We start from the raw sequence: 17471 nt of genomic DNA, 5'->3' as shown, positions 1-17471 counted from the left end.
GCCTAGTTCCTGCTCGCCATGTACGCGCGCCAGCCGCCGAATTCGGTGATGTCGGTGGCGCCTGCCAGGGCCCAGGGCTCGCAGATAAAACCCTTCACGCTGCGCCCGTCCGCCAGGGTGAGGTTGCCGATGCCCAGCGGCGCAGGGATCTCGGCGACGAACTCACCAAAGCGGGCGACAGGCATGTCCCACAGCTCGACGATGATCGAGCGGCCCGAGTCATCCCTGGCCAGCCCCGGCTTGGGCGGAACCGTGCCCGGCAGTGCATGCAGGCGGTAGTTGCTCGCTGTCAGGGTTTGCTCCACCAGCACGGCGTTGCGGCTGGTCAGCTGGAAGTTCAGCGGCATCCCGGTGAGATGCGCCCCAACCACCGCCACCCGCACGCTGCCGGGCGCCTGCCCCGCCGGTGCCGGTTGCGGCAGATTGCGTTGGGTAGCGCCCAGCGGAAGATCAAGGCCGGCCTGCCAACGCTTGCCCAGATGCGCCAGGGCGGCGTCGTGCCAGGCCGGCGCGATAAGGGTGATGCCGCACGGCAGGCCGTCGCTGCGCAGCCCGGCGGGCACGGCCAGTGCCGAGAGGTCGGCCAGGTTGGTGAAGTTGGTGTAGAAGCCAAACTGCGAGTTGTAGAGCACCGGCTCCACGGCCATTTCCGCCAAGGTGCGGATCGTCGGCGATGTCGGCACCAGCAAGGCGTCGAAACCGGCCAGGGTGTCGTTGATGCGGCGGCTCAGTTCGGCGCGCAGGTATTCGGCTTTATAGGCATCGCAGGCGCTGTACGTGTGGCCGTTTTCCACAATGCCACGCACCACCGGGTTGATCGCTTCGGCGTTGCTGGCGAGCATGCCTTCCAGTGCCACCGTGCGCTCCGCAACCCAGGAGCCGTAATAGAGCTGCTCGGCGAGTTGCTGAAACGGGCTGAAATCCACCGCCGTGATTTCGGCGCCGAGGGACTGGAACCTGAGCAGCGCCTGTTCAAATACGGCCTGGTTCTGCGCGTCGCCAAAAAACTCCAGGCTGGCCGGAACCGCCAGCTTGATTGTGTCGCCGACCGCTACGGGAGCAGTGTTGGGATTGACGCGTGAATAGGCGTCGCTGGCGTCGTAAGCAGCAGCGAGGCCCGCAACCGTCTCGGCATCTTCAACCGTCAGAGCAAACACCGAAATACAGTCCACGGTACGACAGGCCGGCACCAGTCCGGTGTTGGACAAGCGCCCCTTGGTCGGCTTCAACCCGACGATATTGTTGAAGCCCGCCGGCACCCGCCCGGAACCGGCGGTGTCGGTGCCCAGGGAAAATGCCACCAGCCCGCGGGCAACCACCGAGGCCGAACCCGAGCTGGAACCGCCGCTGACATAGTCCGGGTTAAAACTGTTGCCCACCGCGCCGTAGGGCGAGCGTGTACCCACCAGGCCGGTGGCGAACTGATCGAGGTTGGTCTTGCCCATCAGGATCGCCCCGGCCGCCCGCAACCGCGCCACCACCGAGGCATCCGCCGCGGCGGTATAGGCAAACTCAGGACACGCCGCCGTGGTTTCCCAACCCGCCGCATCGATGTTGTCCTTGATGGCAAACGGCACGCCATACAACGGCAACTGGTCGATATCGCCGTCGACCGCCGCAAGCCGCCCGGCCAACTGCGCCAACTGGTCACGCAATTGCTGCGGTTGCACCTGGCTGATCCAGGCGTTGTCCTCGGCGGGAAACGTGCTCGCCAGGGTCAACAGGATGTCGGGAGTCAGCGCCTGGCTGCGGTAGGCAGCTTGCCATTCACCCAGGGTCCAGCCGAGTTGTTCGTTGCGCATTGAGGATTCCATCTTGTATCCAAGTTTGGATTTCTTTTAGCAAACCCTGGGCCAATCAGCTGCAAGCCAATGAATACGTGAGGTTGACAGAAAACCCACCGATGGATCGCCTCCAGCCGTGCTCCGTCATGAAGCAGCAATGCGCCAAAAAAAGACATTCTGGCGGCCGCGCGGTTGCGAGCGGCCCGATACCGGCCTATGTTCGAAACCATGTTGTAAACGCTGCTGTCCATCCCATACGCCCTTTCCGTAGCCAGGTGACGACATGCCCACCGCTTCCCGCCCCGCCGTGCTCGAACTGATTGGCAATACCCCGCTGGTGCGGGTCAGCCGCTTCGATACCGGCCCGTGCACGCTGTTCCTCAAGCTTGAATCCCAGAACCCCGGCGGCTCCATCAAGGACCGCATTGGCCTGGCCATGATCGACGCCGCCGAGCGCGATGGCCGCCTGCGCCCCGGCGGCACCATCATCGAAGCCACCGCCGGCAATACCGGCCTCGGCCTGGCCCTGGTGGGACGCGCCAAAGGCTACCGGGTGGTGCTGGTGGTACCGGACAAGATGTCCACCGAGAAAGTCTTGCACCTGAAAGCCATGGGCGCCGAGGTGCACATCACCCGCTCGGATGTCGGCAAGGGCCACCCCGAGTATTACCAGGATGTGGCGGCGCGACTGGCCAAGGACATTCCCGATTCGTTCTTCGCCGACCAGTTCAACAACCCGGCCAACCCCCTGGCCCACGAGACCAGCACCGCCCCGGAAATCTGGGCCCAGACCCAACATGACCTGGATGCCATCGTGGTTGGCGTTGGCTCGGCCGGCACCCTCACCGGCCTGACGCGCTTCTTCAAGCGCGTGCAACCTGACCTGGCCATGGTGCTGGCCGACCCGGTGGGCTCGGTAATGGCCGAATACAGCCGCAGCGGCACCATGACCGAACCCGGCTCGTGGGCCGTGGAAGGTATCGGCGAAGACTTCATCCCCTCGATCGCCGACCTCTCCAGCGTGCGCCACGCCTATTCCATCAGCGACGAAGAAAGCTTCGACCACGCCCGCCAACTGCTGCGGGCCGAAGGCATTCTCGGTGGCTCCTCCACCGGCACCCTGCTGGCCGCCGCCCTGCGCTATTGCCGCGAGCAGACCGAGCCCAAGCGCGTAGTCACCTTCGTCTGCGACACCGGCACGCGCTACCTGTCGAAGGTCTACAACGACCAATGGATGAACGACGCCGGCCTGCTGCAATACAAACACTACGGCGACCTGCGCGACCTGATCGCCCGTCGTTTCGAGGACGGCCGGGTGATCAGCGTCGGCCCCGACGACAGCCTGCTCACCGCCTTCCAGCGCATGCGCCTGGCCGACGTCTCACAGCTGCCGGTGCTGGTGGACGGCAAGCAACTGGTGGGGGTGCTCGACGAGTCGGATGTATTGCTCGGCCTGCATCAGAACGCCGCGCACTTTTCCATGACCGTGGGCAGCGCCATGACCAACGCCCTTCACACCCTCGCACCCAGCGCCAGCCTTGCACAATTACAGGCCGAGCTGGATCGCGGGCTGGTGGCAATCATTGCCGACGCCTCGGGCTTTCACGGCCTGATCACCCGCGTCGACCTGCTCAATCACCTACGGAGATCCCTTGCATGACCCAGCACGATAAAAGCGCCTTCGCCACCCGCGTGATCCATGCCGGGCAATCCCCGGACCCGACCACCGGGGCGCTGATGCCGCCGATCTACGCCAACTCCACCTACCTGCAAGACAGCCCCGGCGTTCACAAAGGCTTTGACTACGGGCGCTCCCACAACCCGACGCGCTTCGCCCTGGAACGCTGCGTGGCCGACCTTGAAGGCGGCACCCAGGCGTTCGCGTTCGCCTCCGGGCTGGCGGCGATTTCCACCGTGCTGGAACTGCTCGACGCCGGTTCCCACGTGGTTTCCGGCAATGACTTGTACGGCGGCACCTTCCGCCTGTTCGACAAAGTGCGCCAGCGCAGCGCCGGGCATCGCTTCAGCTTCGTCGACCTGACCGACCTGTCGGCCTTCGAAGCCGCGCTGCAGGACGACACGCGGATGGTCTGGGTCGAAACCCCGAGCAACCCGCTGCTGAGCCTGACCGATCTCAGTGCCATCTCCCGCATCTGCAAGGCCCGGGGCATCATCTGCGTGGCCGACAACACCTTCGCCAGCCCCTGGATCCAGCGCCCGCTGGAGCTGGGTTTCGACATCGTGGTGCACTCCACCACCAAGTACCTCAACGGCCACTCCGATGTGATCGGCGGCATTGCGGTGGTGGGCCAGAACCCTGAACTGGCCGAGCGCCTGGGCTTCCTGCAAAACTCCGTGGGCGCGATTGCCGGGCCGTTCGACGCATTCCTGACCTTGCGCGGGGTGAAGACCCTGGCGCTGCGCATGGAGCGCCATTGCAGCAATGCGCTGGAACTGGCGACGTGGCTGGAGCAACAGCCGCAAGTGGCGCGGGTTTATTACCCAGGCCTGGCATCACACCCGCAGCATGAGCTGGCACGCCGGCAGATGCGCGGGTTTGGCGGGATGATTTCGGTGGACCTGAAAAGCGACCTGGCAGGAGCGACACGCTTCCTGGAAAACGTGAAGATCTTTGCGTTGGCTGAAAGCCTGGGGGGCGTTGAAAGCCTGATTGAGCACCCGGCGATCATGACCCATGCGAGCATCCCGGCAGCGACCCGGGCGCAGCTGGGGATTGGTGATGGGTTGGTGCGGTTGTCGGTGGGGGTTGAGGATGTGGAAGACCTGCGGGCGGATCTGGCGCAGGCGTTGGCAAAAATCTAACGCGCAATCTGCCGGAGCGAGCATGCCCGCTCCGGCAACACCTTAAATAGCGTAATTGACCTCAACCATTCGCCCGGTCTTGATGGACTCCAGCGCACAGTCCGCCAAGTGCAACGCATACAGCCCATCGCGCATGTTGGTGGGCAGCGCGCGCCCCGCGCTCAGTGCCTGGATAAACTGCCCCAACTCATTGCGGTAGGCCTCCGCATAACGTTCCAGGAAGAAACGCTGCAACGGCTCCAACGCCTCGGTGTGCTCGTGGTTCCAATGGCGCAAGGTGCTGGGGCGATGGTTATCCGTGAGCAACACCCCATTGGCCCCGGACACCTCAAGTCGCTGGTCATACCCGTAGACCGCCTCCCGACAGCAGTTGATATGGCACTGTTTCCCGGATGCGGTGCGCAGCAGCACCATCACGCTGTCGAAGTCGTCAATCTGCGCCAGGCTCGGGTCTACCAGCCGGCTGGCTATCGCGCTGACTTCGATGGGCTCTTCACCCAGCAGGTGCCGCGCCATGTCGAAGTCATGAATGGTCATGTCCCGCAGGATGCCGCCGGAATGTGCCAGGTAATCCCGTGGCGCCAACCCCGGGTCGCGGCTGGTGATGATCACCTGCCGCACAGCACCAATTTGCCCCGCGTCGATGGCCTGGCGCAGGCGCAGCGTGTCGGGATCGAAGCGGCGGTTGAAGCCCAGCATGACTTTGCCGCCCTCGCGCTCCACAGCTTGCGCCGCCGCCCGCGCCTTGGCGAAATTCAGGTCAATGGGCTTCTCGCACAGCACGGCCTTGCCCTGGGACACGGCCGCCAGCAGCAAATCGATATGAGTGTCGGTGGGTGTGCCAATCACCACCGCGTCGATATCGTCCCGACTTAGCACTGCTGCGCAGTCATAGGCCGCCTCGCAACCCAGCTGCGCAGCCAAGCCATCGACGCCCTCCCGCCAGGGGTCGGCGACCACCACCAGAGTGGCATCAGGATGGGCCGCGACATTGGCCGCGTGAATGTTGGCGATGCGCCCTGCACCAAGGACAGCGATACGTAGCATGGTCGAACTCCTGGGATTGTTATTGGGTGTGGAGATTCAGTCCGGCAGGTTGAACGGTGTGACGATCTGTACCTGTGACGGCGCAATCGGCCCAGCCTTCCACAGCCGATGAAATTGCAGGATGTGCAGGAACACATGGCGCGCATCGATCTGCAGGTTGTGATCGATAATCGCGGCGACTTTTTCTTCAGCCAACAGCTGGCGATTCTCTTCGTCGAGGTCGTGAGCAATAAACACGTCCAACGGGCGATCCAGAGCCGCGAAGGCGTCGACAATTGCGCGGTTGCCACCGCCGACGCTGTACACCGCCTTCAGTTCGGGATGCTGCTTCAACGCATCGGTGACCCGGGCAAATGTTCGGTCATACACGCCGTACCCACCGCTGATATCCAGTACCCGCAGGTGCGTCGCACGGCCGCGCAGCCACATGCGAAAGCCCATTTCGCGTTCTTCCTCGCCCCGGAACAATTCGCTGCCAATCACCACCGCCACTTCCTGGGGTTGGGGTGACAGCCAGCGGGACAGGAGGTACGCGGCGGTTTGTCCAGCGGTGCGGTTATCCATGCCTACGTAGCCGATGCGCTCGCTGTGGGGCAGATCGGTGACCAGGGTCACCACCGGAATACCTGCGGCCGCCAGGTGCTTGACCGCCAGATTCACCGCCGGCTCGTCCGCGGCCTTGAGCACCACACCCTGGCTGCCGGTCTCGAGGCAGCGCAGCAATTGGTCGTGCATCGCCTGAGGCTCGATCTCTTCGAACACATGAAACCGCGGGGCGATACGAAAAGGTGCCAGGCTGCCCAGTTGGGCGGTGATGGCGGCCTGCACCGCCGCACTGAAGCGCTTGGGCGTGTGCATGATCACATCGACATGAAAGGTACGGCCTACTGCCAGGCCATTTTTTTCCTGGGATTCCAGCTCATCCAGAGCCTGTTCGATACGCCGCCGGGTTTGGGCGTGCACGCTGCCGCGCTCATGCAAGACGCGATCGACTGTCGCCTTGCTGACGCCCGCCTGGGTGGCCAGTTGCTTGATGGAAAAGTGTTTAGCGCGTTCGAGCATGCTGTTGGACCTGAGGTCTTTTTGAGGTCTTTTTGAGACTCGTTGAGGTGACCGCAATGCTAGTCTCAGTTTTGCCCGGCGTCGAGCCCGGCCTTCAAAACAACAAAAACCCAGGAGACCCCGATGCCTTCAACCGACCTCAGCCATACCTTCAAAGGCCAATACTTTGTCGTCACCGGCAGCACCCAGGGATTGGGGGCTGCCGTCGCCCATACCCTGGCGCGGCGCGGTGCTGCCGGCCTGATCATCTGCGGACGCCGCCCGGACCAGGGCCAGGAGCAAGTACGGCAGTTGGCAGCGCTCGATTGCCGCGCGGTGTTTGTCCAGGCGGACCTGGAACAGATTGGCGACTGCCGCGCCGTGATCGAGGCGGCCCGTGCCCACTTCGGCACCCTCCACGGGCTGATCAACTGCGCCGGGATGTCGGATCGCGGCACCATTCTCGACACCTCCCCCGAACTGTTTGATCGACTGTTTGCGGTCAATGTGAGGGCGCCGTTTTTCCTGATGCAGGAAGCCTTGAAGCTGATGATCAGCCAGAGGGTTGAAGGTGCAGTGGTCAATATCCAGAGTGTCACCGGCCACGGCGGGCAATCGTTCTTGAGTGCCTACGCGGCGTCCAAGGGCGCTCTCGCGATTCTGACCAAAAACGTGGCGTTCAGCGCCCTGCGCAACCGGATTCGGGTCAACGGCTTGAACATCGGCTGGATGGACACACCTCACGAGGATGAAATCCAGCGGCACTACCACGGTGCCGGGGATGGCTGGTTGGAGGCCGCCGAAGCCGCGCAGCCCTTCGGCCGCCTGCTCAAACCTGAAGAGGTGGCCCAGAGCGTGGCATTTCTATTGTCACGCGAGTCGGGAATGATGACCGGCACGGTGATCGACCTGGAGCAAGGCGTCATCGGCTGTGGCGACGGCGGCACCCCACGCCCCGATCAGGCCCTGAGCCTGGTGGAGGGTGCGTGATGCCTGCCTTTGTCAGCGCCGACGCAGTGCAACTGGAAGATTTTCACTCGATCTGTGCCCAGCAGGCGGCTGCCGAGGACTACCCGCACTGCGCCGAAGTGTGCAGCAACATCCCGATCTATCAGGCCCAGGCACTGCGCAACGGCGATCGTCACGCCGTGCTGGACGAACTGCATCGCCTGTTCAGCCAGGGGCCGGGAGTGATGGTGGTGCGCCAGGGCTACGCCGACCTGGACGTGGTCGACCGTCACAGCCAGGTATTCGAAGCGATCTTTGCCCAAGAGGCTGCGCAAGGTGTGGCCGCCGACCACTTCGCCAAGGCCGGCAGTAACGGACGTATCTGGAACTCATTACAGAAGGCCGCACTGCAGTCGCCGGCATCCTTTGTCGAATATTACGCCAACCCACTGCTGGGGTTGATCGCACAAGCCTGGCTCGGCCCGGGCTACCAAGTCACGGCCCAGGTCAACGTGGTGCACCCCGGTGGCCAAGCCCAGCAACCGCACCGTGATTATCACCTCGGGTTCCAGACCATCGACGTGGTGGAGCGCTTTCCGTTGCCCCTGCACACGCTGTCCCAATACCTCACGCTGCAAGGGGCCGTGGCCCACAGCGACATGCCCCTGGAAACCGGCCCGACCCAACTGCTGCCGTTTTCCCAGCAATACCCACTGGGCTACCTGGCCTGGAGGCGCACTGAATTCATCGAGTACTTCCAGCAGCATGCCGTGCAATTGCCGCTGAACAAAGGTGACCTGCTGTTCTTCAACCCGGCCCTGTTTCACGCCGCTGGCACCAATCGCACACCGGACCGCCAGCGCATGGCCAACCTGCTGCAAATCTCCTCGGCGTTCGGCAAAACGATGGAGGCTGTGGACCGCGACCGGATGATGCTGGCGCTGTACCCCTGCCTGTTGGAGCGCCTGGCGGACAACGTCATGGATGGCGAGGCGCTGCACGCGGTGATCGCCTGCACCGCCGATGGCTATTCCTTTCCCACCAACCTGGATACCGACCCACCCTTACAGGGCCTGGCTCCGCAAACCGGGCAGCAACTGATGTTGCAGGCACTGAACGAACGCTGGCCCTGCGAGACCTTTGCCGAACGCGTTGCGCAACTACACGCCAAACGCCAAGGCTGAGGAATGTTTTCAACGTCTTTCAAAACAACAAAAAAACGGACTGACACCATGAAAAAACAGCTGCTGACCTTGCTCCTGACCCTCATCGTTACCCCGCTAGCCCTCGCCGAGACACGCATCGGCGTCAGCATCGCCCAGGTGGACGACGTGTTCCTCGCCCAGATGCGTGACTACATGGCGGCCCACGCCAGGGACCTCACCGACGTGACCCTGCAATTCGAAGACGCCCAAGGCGATGTGGTGCGCCAACTGAACCAGGTGCAGAGCTTTTCTGCCCAAGGCATGGACGCGATTATCGTCAACGCGGTCGACACCGCCGCTACCCAGAAAATGACTGTGAATGCCCAGCAGGCGGGTATCCCGCTGGTGTACGTCAACCGTCGCCCGGACATCCCCGGCTTACCGGCCGGGGTGGGTTATGTCGGCTCGGACGAGATCAAAGCGGGCGAGATTCAGATGCGCTACCTCGCGGAAAAAATGAACGGCAAGGGCAACCTCGCAATCATGCTCGGCTTGCTCTCTAACAACGCCACCCACAACCGCACACAGGGCGTGAAAAACGTACTGAAGGATTACCCCAACATCCATATCGTCGAAGAACAAAGCGCCGACTGGCAGCGCAGCAAGGCCATGGACCTGATGAACAACTGGATCGTCTCGGGCAAGAAAATCGACGCCGTGGCGGCCAATGCCGATGAAATGGCTATCGGTGCCGCGATGGCGATTACCCAGGCCGGTATGCACCCTGGCAAGGACATCCTGGTGGGCGGCAGCGACGGCGGACCCGCCGGCCTGGATGCGATCAAAAAAGATCTATTGGTAGTCACGGCCTATCAGGACAACAAGGGCCAGGCCGTCGGCTCGATTGACCTGGCGCTGAAGATGATCAGGAAGCAGCCCTACACGGCGGAGCTGACCATTCCCTATCAACAGATCACCAAGGACAACTATCAGGCCTTTCTCACCCCTTGATTGTTATCAGCCCAGCGCCAAGCAGACCGGCCAGCCCCGACAAACAGAGCACTCCCACTCCATAAGCGAGGGTGCGCCAGGGCTGGCGGCCGCTCAGATACATCACCGTATGCATCACACGGGCAGCGGTGAACAGACAGAACAACCCCGCGGTAGCGGTGCCTGGCGTTTCCATCGCCAGGCACAGGCCACCCAAAATGAAGAACAACGGAATATTTTCCAGATCATTGGCCCAAGCCTTTTCGGCCCGGGAGACTTGCGGTAACTCCTCTGGATTCGCATCGCGATGGAAGAAAGCTGCATCCTCGTGGTTAGTGAATGCACGGAATCTGAGTCGAAAGAAACCCTGGTAACAGGAGATCGCCAGCATCTTCAAGAACAGCACCAGTACGCACAACGCATAAACCTCCATCACCGGCCCCCTGAAGGTTCGCGGAACCCGTTGACCACGATATACAGCAGCGGACCGATGGATACGAAAACCGCCGTTACCAGTAAATAGGGCAACACCGACGCCAGGGATTTGCCCCTGGCCCGCGCATCCCGGTACATCCATACGCCCGCCAAGGCCGCCATCAGATACAAATCAATCACCACCTGGGCAGTATCCGGCCTCGATATCAATTCACGTCCGAACGCCATGAGCGATTGTTCGGCGATCAGCATCGTGATCAATGTGTACAGGGCAAAAGCCAACAGCCCGGCCAGGGCAATCCAGGGTCTGCGCATGTTCTCCTCCTTGGAGACAACGGTTCGGGAAGCTGCACATTAGTGATAACGTCGTTCCCCTCTCAATGACCTCGAAGGTCATCGACACCACCGACCCGCACGGCCAGAGTCAACCCATGAGCAGCCAACCTTTCCCCCGCGCCAACCCCGACACTACCGCCGGCACGCAACTGCGCGTGCTGCGTCGGCACGCCAGATTGAGCCAACTGGAACTGGCGCTGATCACCGGGGTTTCCCAACGCCACCTGAGCTGCATCGAGACCGGGCGCGCCAAGCCGAGCCCGGGCACCTTGCATAATTTGCTGATGGCGCTGGAGGTTCCGCTGGAGCAATGCAACAGCGTGTTCCTCGCTGCCGGCTTCGCCCCGCGCTATGAGGCAACCCCGCTCTCCTCGCCCTCCATGGAGGCTATTCGCGAGGCAATCAGCCATGTGCTCCACGCGAACAATCCTGCACCGGCGATCGTGCTGGGCAGCCACTGGGAAGTGCTCGCCGCCAACGCCAGTACCCAGGTGCTGTTCGAGCTGGTGGGGATCAAACCGGAGGCGGCTGATGGGCTGAATTTGCTGGTCACCCTGCTACAGCCTGGCGGCCTGGGTGATCATTTGATCAACGCTGACGAAATCCGCACCATCGCCTGGCAACGGGCGACGCGCGAGGCGTTGGGCAACTCCGAACTTGCCAGGCTTCTGGACAGCCTGCCGGCCCCGCAAAGTACCGAAGCCTTGGTCAATGAACCGCCGCCACTGGTGCTGACACGCGTCAACTCCCGTGAAGGTGAGCTGAACTTCATGTCGACCTTCACCACCTTCGGCATGCCTCAGGACATCACGGTAACGTCGTTGCGCATCGAGCATTTGATTCCGGCGGATGCGCAGACGTGGCAGGTGATGACCGCGGCGTATGAGCGGTCATTGGTGAGGTAGAAAGCCGCGGCGGGGCCATTAGTTATTTGTCGTATTTTGCCCGCCATAGCTATTGGCGCGGCTCTTGGAGGAGGAGCCGTTGCTGTATTGGGTGTCTTGCCCGCCGTAGCTATTGGAGCGGCTCTTGGCTGAGGTGCCGTCGCTGTATTGAGTGTCTTGCCCACCATAGCTGTTGGAACGGGTCTTGGCCGAGGTGCCGTCGCCGTATTGGATATCCTGCCCGCCATAACTATTGGAGCGGCTCTTGGAGGAAGTACCATCGCTGTATTGGGTGTCTTGCCCACCGTAGCTATTGGCGCGACTCTTGGAAGAGGTGCCATTGTCGTATTCGCAATCGGACCCACCATAACTGTTCGCCCTGCACGTCTCGGCAACCGCTTGGTAAAGCGGCGCAGCCAACAAAACCATGCCCAGCAAAACGACCTTAAGCTTCATGTTAATTCCTTGTAGAGATGGCGATACGCTATTACAGACTGGAGATTCTGAACTTAGTTTCCAACGTTCTGAAATGCGCTCGCGCGAGCCGACGTGGCAACCCTTTGCCAGCCCCGGCAACTCCTGGCCTGCGCCCTGCCCCGGCAATACCACCCAGCCCGCGCCGCACAAGGCATGCAGCACATGGCCCGGGTTTTGCTCTGTTGCTGCTACCAATAAGGGAGCGGCACCATGATAGGAAGCACGACAAGTCTGTTAGCGCTGGGACAGAAGACTTTTACACAATCCATGGAAAACGGCACCCTGCGGGCCGGGAGGATTGAAGTCACCAACGCCACGCCCGAGATCAAGACCAAGCTGGAAGCCAGCTATCAGGAGCAAGTGCGCTCGACCGCGCAAACCGTTGCCACCGCCAGGGCCAACCCTTCATGGGCGACCTTCGACGATAAAGGCAACGCCGTCGAACTGCCCGATGTTCAGTCACTCAGCAAAAGCGACGCCACCCATGTGGCCAACGGTCTTCAGTACCTGCTCGATATCGGGCGCCTGGACGGCAAGACTGTCACCGCGAAAAATGGCGACCAGTCGACCGATAACATCGCGGTCTACAAAGACTGGCTCCAGGCCCACATCGGCGTTGATGTACAGGCCTGAGACGGTTCACACCATCGGCACGGCAATCAGCAAGATCGCCGTGCCATGGGTGGCCGTCGCCGCCACCACACCGTAGCGCATCCGCACCAGCCCGCAGGCCACGCCTTCAATCAGGGTAAAGGCCAACACTGGCCAGCCCAGTTGCGTCACGCTCAACGCCAGAAATGAATGGCACGCGGCGAACGCCAACCCGCTGAGCAACGCCGCACGCAGCGGCGTAACGTGCTGTTCGAGATAACCCTGCAAGAAGCCGCGAAACAATACCTCTTCCAGCGCATTGGCGCAGTAGGCAAGCACTAGCATGCCCATCATCCAGGTCCAGTAAGCCGGGATCGCCGCCGGTTCGATGCCTTGATACAGGCGCAATGGCAAGCCAATCACACAGCCGGCCACCAGCGCCACTGCCAGGCCCACAGCACGATTGCCCTTGAACAGCACCGTCAGTTGCCACAACTCCGGTGCCAGGCGCGCGAGCAGGGCAATCAGCCCAAGGGATAACCCGCCCAGCGCGGCCAGCACCCACGGGTTGGCCGTGAATTCGATCTGCACCTCGCGGCTCAGCGACCACATGCCCAGTGGCGTCATCGCATCGCGCATCAGCACAAAGGCCAGCAGCAGGATAACGATGCGCAAGCCCGGCAATGCTTTTGGCGTGAGACCGAACCACAGGCCAAACAGGATCAGTCCTGGGAGCAGGTAGATTCCATAGTGGACCAGTACCGCAAACGCCTCGGCGATCACCCGGTTTCAGTCCCGTGCCACGGCGATCATGTCGATTTCCACGGCCGCGCCCTTGGGCAATTGCAGCACGCCCACCGAGGTGCGCGTATGGGATCCTGCGGCCCCCAGGATCTCGTTCAACAGGTCCGACGCACCGTTGGCCACTTCGCTTTGCTGGTCGAAGTCATCCGCGCTGCGCACGTACACATTGATCTTGAGGATCGCCTTGACCTGGTCCAGCGAACCCAGTGCCTGCTTGAGCAAGCCCAGGCAACGCAGTGCGCTGACGCCCGCGGCAATCTGTGCGTCGGCCAGGCTGAGGCTTTCGCCGACCTTGCCGGGCAACACGATGGCGTCACCCACCCGCGGAATCTGGCCACTGATGTAGACGTGATTGCCGTCCCTCAGCAGCGGCGTGTAGTTGCCGCCGATCTTGAACTCGTTGAGTTGGTAACCCAGGCGCACCATAGCCGCCGCGTATTTTTGATCCGGTGTCATTTTTTTGTTTTCCTCAGTCGTTGCGAATCCACGCCATGAAGTCGCCGGCCACAGCATAGCCATGTGCCATTTCCACGGGAAGTGCCGACCGCTATTTCGCAAGTGATACGACAACCAATACTGGCAAACAGCGCTTATCTTCTAGCCAAGAACAAATTTCACTTTCCTTGATCCCGGTAAATACGGCATGGTTGTACGACGACTTAAAAACACAGCCCGAGTCGTCCCGGTACCCACAACAACAAGGAAACACCCATGCAAAACGTCAAGGTTCTGATTGGTTTTCTGTGCCTGTTCAGCGGTTACGCGGCCGCCGCGCCTGCCGCAAGTGACAAGGATGTAGCCGCTGCGGTCGATCATCTGACCCAGGCCATGCTGCACAAGGACATCCCGCAACTGCAGGCCCTCACCGCGAACAACCTCACCTACGGCCATTCCAGCGGCAAGGTCCAGAACAAGCAGGAATTTATCGCCGACATTGAAACCGGCAGAAGTGGTTTCAAGACCCTGGAAATGCAGAAACAGACCATCACCCTCAATGGCGACACCGCCCTGGTGCGCAACCACTTTTCCGCGCAGGCGGTGAACAGTGGCGTCGAGGTGCCCACCGAAATTGAAAACTTCCAGGTCTGGCAGAAGCAGAAAGGCAAATGGCTGCTGATCGGGCGCCAGGCGTACAAATTCTGACAGCAGACCGACGCTTCCCCTGTGGCGAGGGAGCTTGCTCCCGCTGGGCTGCGTAGCGGCCCCAACATCTTTGGGAGCGCTGCGCACTCCAGCGGGAGCAAGCTCCCTCGCCACAGTAGTCTCAAGCGCGATCTAGCACGCCTCCACCGCCCAGCGCACTTTCACCAACGCCTCGCGCAGCACCTCCCGGTCCACCGACCCCAGCGCCACACGCAAGGCATGGGGCACGTGGGCCGAGACGGCAAACGGCTCGGCCGTGGACACCGAGATATTTTCCCGTGCCAGCGCCATGGTGATCTGATCGGCGCGGGCATCTTCCGGCAACGGCAACCACAAGAAATACGAAGACGGATGGCGGATAACATTCAAGCCCGCCAACACCTCATCGGCCACCGCCTGGCGCGCCTGGGCGTCCTTACGTTTTTGCGCTTCAAGCTGCAGCACCGTGCCGTCGTCGATCCACGCGGCAGCCACCGCAGTCATCACCCCCGGGGTGTTCCAGGTGGTGGCCATGACCGTACGTTCCAGCGCCGCCATCCACTGCTGCGGAGCGGCGACAAAACCCACCCGCAGCCCGGTGGCGACGCTCTTGGACAGCCCCGACACATAAACCGTGCGCTCCGGCGCCAGTTCGGCCACGGGCGGTGGCGCGTCCTCGGCCAAAAACGCGTAGGCAGCATCCTCGATCAGGATCAGGTCATGCCCACGGGCAATCGCCACCAGGTGCTCGCGCTGCGCCATGCTCATCACCCAGCCCAACGGGTTATGCAGGGTCGGCATGCTGTACACGGCGCGTACCGGGCGCCGGGCGCAGAGTTGTTCAAGAAAGGCCAAGTCGGGGCCCGTCGCGGTCACCGGGATCGCGACGATTTCCAGGTGCAGCGTCTCGGCCAGTACCTTGAACCCGGAATAGGTCAGCGCATCCACCGCCACCACATCGCCGGGCTTGAGCAGCGACATCATGGTCACCGCCAGCCCATGCTGGGCACCGCTGACGATCAGCACCTGCTCGGCCTGCACCGTCAACCCACGACTCAGCAGATGACGCGCCACCGCTGCCCGCTCATGCAGCCGACCGGCGTGAGGCTGATAGCGCAGCAGCGCCGCCAGGTCGCCGGACAACGCCAACTGGCGCAATGCGGTGCGCAGCAGGTCGGTCTGGCCGGGCAGCGACGGGTAGTTGAAGTTGAGATCGATCATGCCCGCCGCCACCGCGATCTGGCCGACGCCCTGCCCCGGCGACAACGCGATTTCCCGCACAAAGGTTCCGCGCCCGGTTTCACCACTGACCAGGCCCATGGCCTCCAGCTCGGTGTATACCCGGCTGGCCGTGACCAGCGCCAGGCCATGGCTGGCGGCCAACTGGCGGTGCGTCGGCAACCGGGTGCCCGCCGCCAGCGTGCCCGAACGGATATCCCGGGCGAAGGTGTCCACCAATGTCTTGTAGCGGGCGCGGGCCATAGGCGATGTATCCATGACAATTTTTTGATTGTCTTGATAGTGAATCATAGGATGCGCAGGACGCAACTTATCCCTATCGAGCCCTACACCCATGGAACGAACCACCCACCTCAACACCCGGGAAAACAACGCCAGCGGCTGGATCAACGGTTTGATCGGCGTGGTGATCTTCAGCGGCTCGCTGCCGGCCACGCGCCTGGCGGTGCTGGAGTTCGATCCGGTATTCCTGACCGTCGCCCGCGCCACCATCGCCGCCCTGCTCGGCCTGTGCCTGCTGTGGCTGTTCAAGGAAAAAACCCCGGCCCGCAGTCAGTTGCTGTCCCTGGCAATCGTCGCGCTGGGCGTGGTGATCGGCTTTCCTTTGCTCACCGCACTGGCCTTGCAGTACGTCACCAGTGCCCATTCCATCGTATTTGTCGGCCTGCTGCCTTTAGCCACTGCGGTCTTCGGCGTATGGCGCGGCGGCGAGCGGCCCAAGTTGGTGTTCTGGCTGTTTTCGATCCTGGGCAGCCTGCTGGTGGTGGGCTACGCGGTTGCCCAGGGCCTGAGCGCTGCGCCCGCCGGGGATTTGCTGATGCTGTTGGCAATCCTGGTGTGCGGCCTCGGTTATGCCGAAGGGGCCAGGCTCTCACGCACCCTGGGTGGCTGGCAGGTGATCTGCTGGGCGCTGGTGATCGCGCTGCCGATTGTGGCCCCGCTGACGGCGATCCTCGCCCCGGGCACTTTCGTGAGCATCAGCCTGCCGGCCTGGCTGAGCCTGGCCTATGTGTCGCTGTTCAGCATGCTGATCGGGTTTGTGTTCTGGTACCGCGGGCTGGCTCAGGGCGGCATTGCCGCCGTCGGGCAATTGCAGTTGCTGCAACCGTTTTTCGGCCTGGCACTGGCGGCCACGCTGCTGCATGAGCAGGTGAGCCTGGGCATGCTGGGGGTGACCGTCGCGGTGATTGCGTGTGTGGCGGGGGCCAAGAAGTTCGCCCGCTGACCATCAGCGTTCAGGCGCAACCATCTTGAACTTGATGACAATCGCATTGGACACCACGCTGTCCGCCCACTCCCCCGCGCCGATCCTGAAGTCATCGCGCTTGAGCACGAATTCGCCGTCGAACACGCCAATGCCGCTCTGCTCCTTGAGGGCCACCTTGACCTCCACCGGCCGGGTCTGGCCCTTGAGGGTCAGGTTGCCGCTGAACAGGTAACGGTTGTCGCCCAGGTCAGTGATGTGGGTCGAGGTGAAGGTGCCCACCGGGTAGGTCGTCATGTCGAACCAACCGGGCTTGGGCAGTTCGGTGTTGGCGTCGTCGCTGCCGGCATTGATGCTCGGCAGCTGGATGGTCAGTACGGTGCTGGCGGCAGCCGGGTTTTGCGTGTCGAAATTCAGGGTCGCCGAATAGGTGCCAAACGTGCCGTACACCTCTTGGCCCATCTGGTCATAGGTGAAGCTGATGGTGCTGGCCGTCGGATTCACGTCGGTGTATTCCACGGCGTACGCGTTAGACAAGGTGGCGAAGGCAAGGAAGACCGCTGGCAATCGAGATTTCATGGGATTCTCAACCGGGAATGAA

Annotated in this window: 19 protein-coding genes; 9 read left to right on the top strand and 10 right to left on the bottom strand. The window is 62.3% G+C overall.

The features are described 5' to 3' along the window. Positions 1-2 precede the first annotated feature (2 nt). Positions 3-1802, bottom strand: coding sequence for an allophanate hydrolase (atzF, locus tag HX821_RS08235; protein WP_177035574.1), 1800 nt, complete (start codon positions 1800-1802; stop codon positions 3-5). Positions 1803-2067: 265 nt separating this feature from the next. On the opposite strand from atzF, the gene HX821_RS08230 reads away from it, so the two are divergent. Together HX821_RS08230 and HX821_RS08225 are read left to right on the top strand one after the other, a co-directional pair. Beyond that, positions 2068-3444 carry a cystathionine beta-synthase gene (locus HX821_RS08230; RefSeq protein WP_003215116.1) on the top strand — a complete coding sequence of 459 codons (1377 nt, stop codon included), beginning with the start codon at positions 2068-2070 and terminating at the stop codon, positions 3442-3444. Further along, positions 3441-4607 carry a cystathionine gamma-synthase gene (locus HX821_RS08225; RefSeq protein WP_008436288.1) on the top strand — a complete coding sequence of 389 codons (1167 nt, stop codon included), beginning with the start codon at positions 3441-3443 and terminating at the stop codon, positions 4605-4607. Before HX821_RS08230 ends, HX821_RS08225 begins: the two co-directional genes overlap by 4 nt. A 42-nt stretch (positions 4608-4649) precedes the next feature. Here the strand turns inward: HX821_RS08225 and iolG are convergent, their stop codons facing one another. After that, positions 4650-5654 carry an inositol 2-dehydrogenase gene (gene iolG / locus HX821_RS08220; RefSeq protein ID WP_177035573.1) on the bottom strand — a complete coding sequence of 335 codons (1005 nt, stop codon included), beginning with the start codon at positions 5652-5654 and terminating at the stop codon, positions 4650-4652. A 36-nt stretch (positions 5655-5690) separates the two neighbouring features. Next, positions 5691-6716, bottom strand: coding sequence for a LacI family DNA-binding transcriptional regulator (locus HX821_RS08215; protein ID WP_003215111.1), 1026 nt, complete (start codon positions 6714-6716; stop codon positions 5691-5693). Positions 6717-6839: 123 nt separating this feature from the next. Here HX821_RS08215 and HX821_RS08210 point away from each other — a divergent pair, with 123 nt between their 5' ends. The 3 genes from HX821_RS08210 to HX821_RS08200 are packed head-to-tail and all read left to right on the top strand — an operon-like array spanning position 6840 to position 9799. Continuing rightward, complete coding sequence (locus HX821_RS08210) at positions 6840-7685, top strand: SDR family oxidoreductase (RefSeq protein WP_063029668.1); 846 nt, start codon at positions 6840-6842, stop codon at positions 7683-7685. Continuing rightward, positions 7685-8827 (top strand): phytanoyl-CoA dioxygenase family protein, encoded by a 1143-nt coding sequence (locus HX821_RS08205; protein ID WP_003215107.1) that lies wholly within the window; start codon positions 7685-7687, stop codon positions 8825-8827. Before HX821_RS08210 ends, HX821_RS08205 begins: the two co-directional genes overlap by 1 nt. Before the next feature lie 48 nt (positions 8828-8875). Next, positions 8876-9799, top strand: coding sequence for a sugar ABC transporter substrate-binding protein (locus HX821_RS08200; protein ID WP_008436286.1), 924 nt, complete (start codon positions 8876-8878; stop codon positions 9797-9799). Here HX821_RS08200 and HX821_RS08195 read toward each other — a convergent pair. Beyond that, on the bottom strand, positions 9789-10211 hold the full coding sequence (locus HX821_RS08195) for an MAPEG family protein (protein ID WP_102369213.1): 423 nt from the start codon (positions 10209-10211) through the stop codon (positions 9789-9791). The two genes, HX821_RS08200 and HX821_RS08195, sit on opposite strands and share 11 nt — an antisense overlap. Next, positions 10211-10528 (bottom strand): DUF2834 domain-containing protein, encoded by a 318-nt coding sequence (locus HX821_RS08190; protein ID WP_003215101.1) that lies wholly within the window; start codon positions 10526-10528, stop codon positions 10211-10213. The genes HX821_RS08195 and HX821_RS08190 overlap by 1 nt, the downstream gene beginning before the upstream one ends. Before the next feature lie 116 nt (positions 10529-10644). Between HX821_RS08190 and HX821_RS08185 the strand changes: the two genes are divergently transcribed. Further along, positions 10645-11454, top strand: coding sequence for a helix-turn-helix domain-containing protein (locus HX821_RS08185; RefSeq protein WP_174717786.1), 810 nt, complete (start codon positions 10645-10647; stop codon positions 11452-11454). An 18-nt stretch (positions 11455-11472) separates the two neighbouring features. Here the strand turns inward: HX821_RS08185 and HX821_RS08180 are convergent, their stop codons facing one another. Next, a complete protein-coding gene (locus HX821_RS08180) occupies positions 11473-11889 on the bottom strand; it encodes a hypothetical protein (protein WP_008436284.1) in 417 nt (138 codons plus the stop codon). Between the two features lie 288 nt (positions 11890-12177). Here HX821_RS08180 and HX821_RS08175 point away from each other — a divergent pair, with 288 nt between their 5' ends. Next, positions 12178-12543, top strand: a complete 366-nt coding sequence (locus HX821_RS08175) for a hypothetical protein (RefSeq protein WP_003215095.1) — start codon at positions 12178-12180, stop codon at positions 12541-12543. Between the two features lie 6 nt (positions 12544-12549). Here the strand turns inward: HX821_RS08175 and HX821_RS08170 are convergent, their stop codons facing one another. Both HX821_RS08170 and HX821_RS08165 read right to left on the bottom strand, forming a co-directional pair. Continuing rightward, positions 12550-13284 carry a CPBP family intramembrane glutamic endopeptidase gene (locus HX821_RS08170; RefSeq protein WP_177035572.1) on the bottom strand — a complete coding sequence of 245 codons (735 nt, stop codon included), beginning with the start codon at positions 13282-13284 and terminating at the stop codon, positions 12550-12552. A 6-nt stretch (positions 13285-13290) separates the two neighbouring features. Continuing rightward, positions 13291-13761 carry a RidA family protein gene (locus HX821_RS08165; RefSeq protein ID WP_003215091.1) on the bottom strand — a complete coding sequence of 157 codons (471 nt, stop codon included), beginning with the start codon at positions 13759-13761 and terminating at the stop codon, positions 13291-13293. 255 nt (positions 13762-14016) lie between these two features. On the opposite strand from HX821_RS08165, the gene HX821_RS08160 reads away from it, so the two are divergent. Further along, a complete protein-coding gene (locus tag HX821_RS08160) occupies positions 14017-14448 on the top strand; it encodes a nuclear transport factor 2 family protein (protein ID WP_003215089.1) in 432 nt (143 codons plus the stop codon). 132 nt (positions 14449-14580) lie between these two features. On the opposite strand, the gene HX821_RS08155 is transcribed toward HX821_RS08160, so the two are convergent. After that, entirely contained in the window at positions 14581-15909 is a 1329-nt protein-coding gene (locus HX821_RS08155) for a PLP-dependent aminotransferase family protein (RefSeq protein WP_177035633.1), read from the bottom strand. Between the two features lie 91 nt (positions 15910-16000). Between HX821_RS08155 and HX821_RS08150 the strand changes: the two genes are divergently transcribed. After that, positions 16001-16891: a DMT family transporter gene (locus HX821_RS08150; protein WP_177035571.1), complete on the top strand. Its 891-nt coding sequence runs from the start codon at positions 16001-16003 to the stop codon at positions 16889-16891. 3 nt (positions 16892-16894) lie between these two features. On the opposite strand, the gene HX821_RS08145 is transcribed toward HX821_RS08150, so the two are convergent. Next, entirely contained in the window at positions 16895-17449 is a 555-nt protein-coding gene (locus HX821_RS08145) for a YceI family protein (protein ID WP_102369216.1), read from the bottom strand. Positions 17450-17471 lie beyond the last annotated feature (22 nt).

The sequence above is a fragment of the Pseudomonas sp. B6001 genome, assembly GCF_013386015.1.
Taxonomy (GTDB): Bacteria; Pseudomonadota; Gammaproteobacteria; order Pseudomonadales; family Pseudomonadaceae; genus Aquipseudomonas.
The sequence above is the reverse complement of the archived record's forward strand: the minus strand, read 5'-3'. Positions and strand labels throughout refer to the sequence as shown.

Excerpts from the sequence above, each read along its gene's own strand:
- HX821_RS08205 (WP_003215107.1), top strand. The coding sequence starts at position 7,685 with ATGCCTGCCTTTGTCAGCGCCGACGCAGTGCAACTGGAAGATTTTCAC.
- HX821_RS08210 (WP_063029668.1), top strand. The coding sequence starts at position 6,840 with ATGCCTTCAACCGACCTCAGCCATACCTTCAAAGGCCAATACTTTGTC.
- HX821_RS08150 (WP_177035571.1), top strand. The coding sequence starts at position 16,001 with ATGGAACGAACCACCCACCTCAACACCCGGGAAAACAACGCCAGCGGC.
- HX821_RS08190 (WP_003215101.1), bottom strand. The coding sequence starts at position 10,528 with ATGCGCAGACCCTGGATTGCCCTGGCCGGGCTGTTGGCTTTTGCCCTG.
- HX821_RS08155 (WP_177035633.1), bottom strand. The coding sequence starts at position 15,909 with ATGGCCCGCGCCCGCTACAAGACATTGGTGGACACCTTCGCCCGGGAT.
- HX821_RS08215 (WP_003215111.1), bottom strand. The coding sequence starts at position 6,716 with ATGCTCGAACGCGCTAAACACTTTTCCATCAAGCAACTGGCCACCCAG.
- HX821_RS08175 (WP_003215095.1), top strand. The coding sequence starts at position 12,178 with ATGGAAAACGGCACCCTGCGGGCCGGGAGGATTGAAGTCACCAACGCC.
- HX821_RS08230 (WP_003215116.1), top strand. The coding sequence starts at position 2,068 with ATGCCCACCGCTTCCCGCCCCGCCGTGCTCGAACTGATTGGCAATACC.
- atzF (WP_177035574.1), bottom strand. The coding sequence starts at position 1,802 with ATGCGCAACGAACAACTCGGCTGGACCCTGGGTGAATGGCAAGCTGCC.
- HX821_RS08185 (WP_174717786.1), top strand. The coding sequence starts at position 10,645 with ATGAGCAGCCAACCTTTCCCCCGCGCCAACCCCGACACTACCGCCGGC.
- HX821_RS08160 (WP_003215089.1), top strand. The coding sequence starts at position 14,017 with ATGCAAAACGTCAAGGTTCTGATTGGTTTTCTGTGCCTGTTCAGCGGT.
- HX821_RS08145 (WP_102369216.1), bottom strand. The coding sequence starts at position 17,449 with ATGAAATCTCGATTGCCAGCGGTCTTCCTTGCCTTCGCCACCTTGTCT.
- HX821_RS08200 (WP_008436286.1), top strand. The coding sequence starts at position 8,876 with ATGAAAAAACAGCTGCTGACCTTGCTCCTGACCCTCATCGTTACCCCG.
- HX821_RS08195 (WP_102369213.1), bottom strand. The coding sequence starts at position 10,211 with ATGGAGGTTTATGCGTTGTGCGTACTGGTGCTGTTCTTGAAGATGCTG.
- iolG (WP_177035573.1), bottom strand. The coding sequence starts at position 5,654 with ATGCTACGTATCGCTGTCCTTGGTGCAGGGCGCATCGCCAACATTCAC.
- HX821_RS08180 (WP_008436284.1), bottom strand. The coding sequence starts at position 11,889 with ATGAAGCTTAAGGTCGTTTTGCTGGGCATGGTTTTGTTGGCTGCGCCG.
- HX821_RS08165 (WP_003215091.1), bottom strand. The coding sequence starts at position 13,761 with ATGACACCGGATCAAAAATACGCGGCGGCTATGGTGCGCCTGGGTTAC.
- HX821_RS08225 (WP_008436288.1), top strand. The coding sequence starts at position 3,441 with ATGACCCAGCACGATAAAAGCGCCTTCGCCACCCGCGTGATCCATGCC.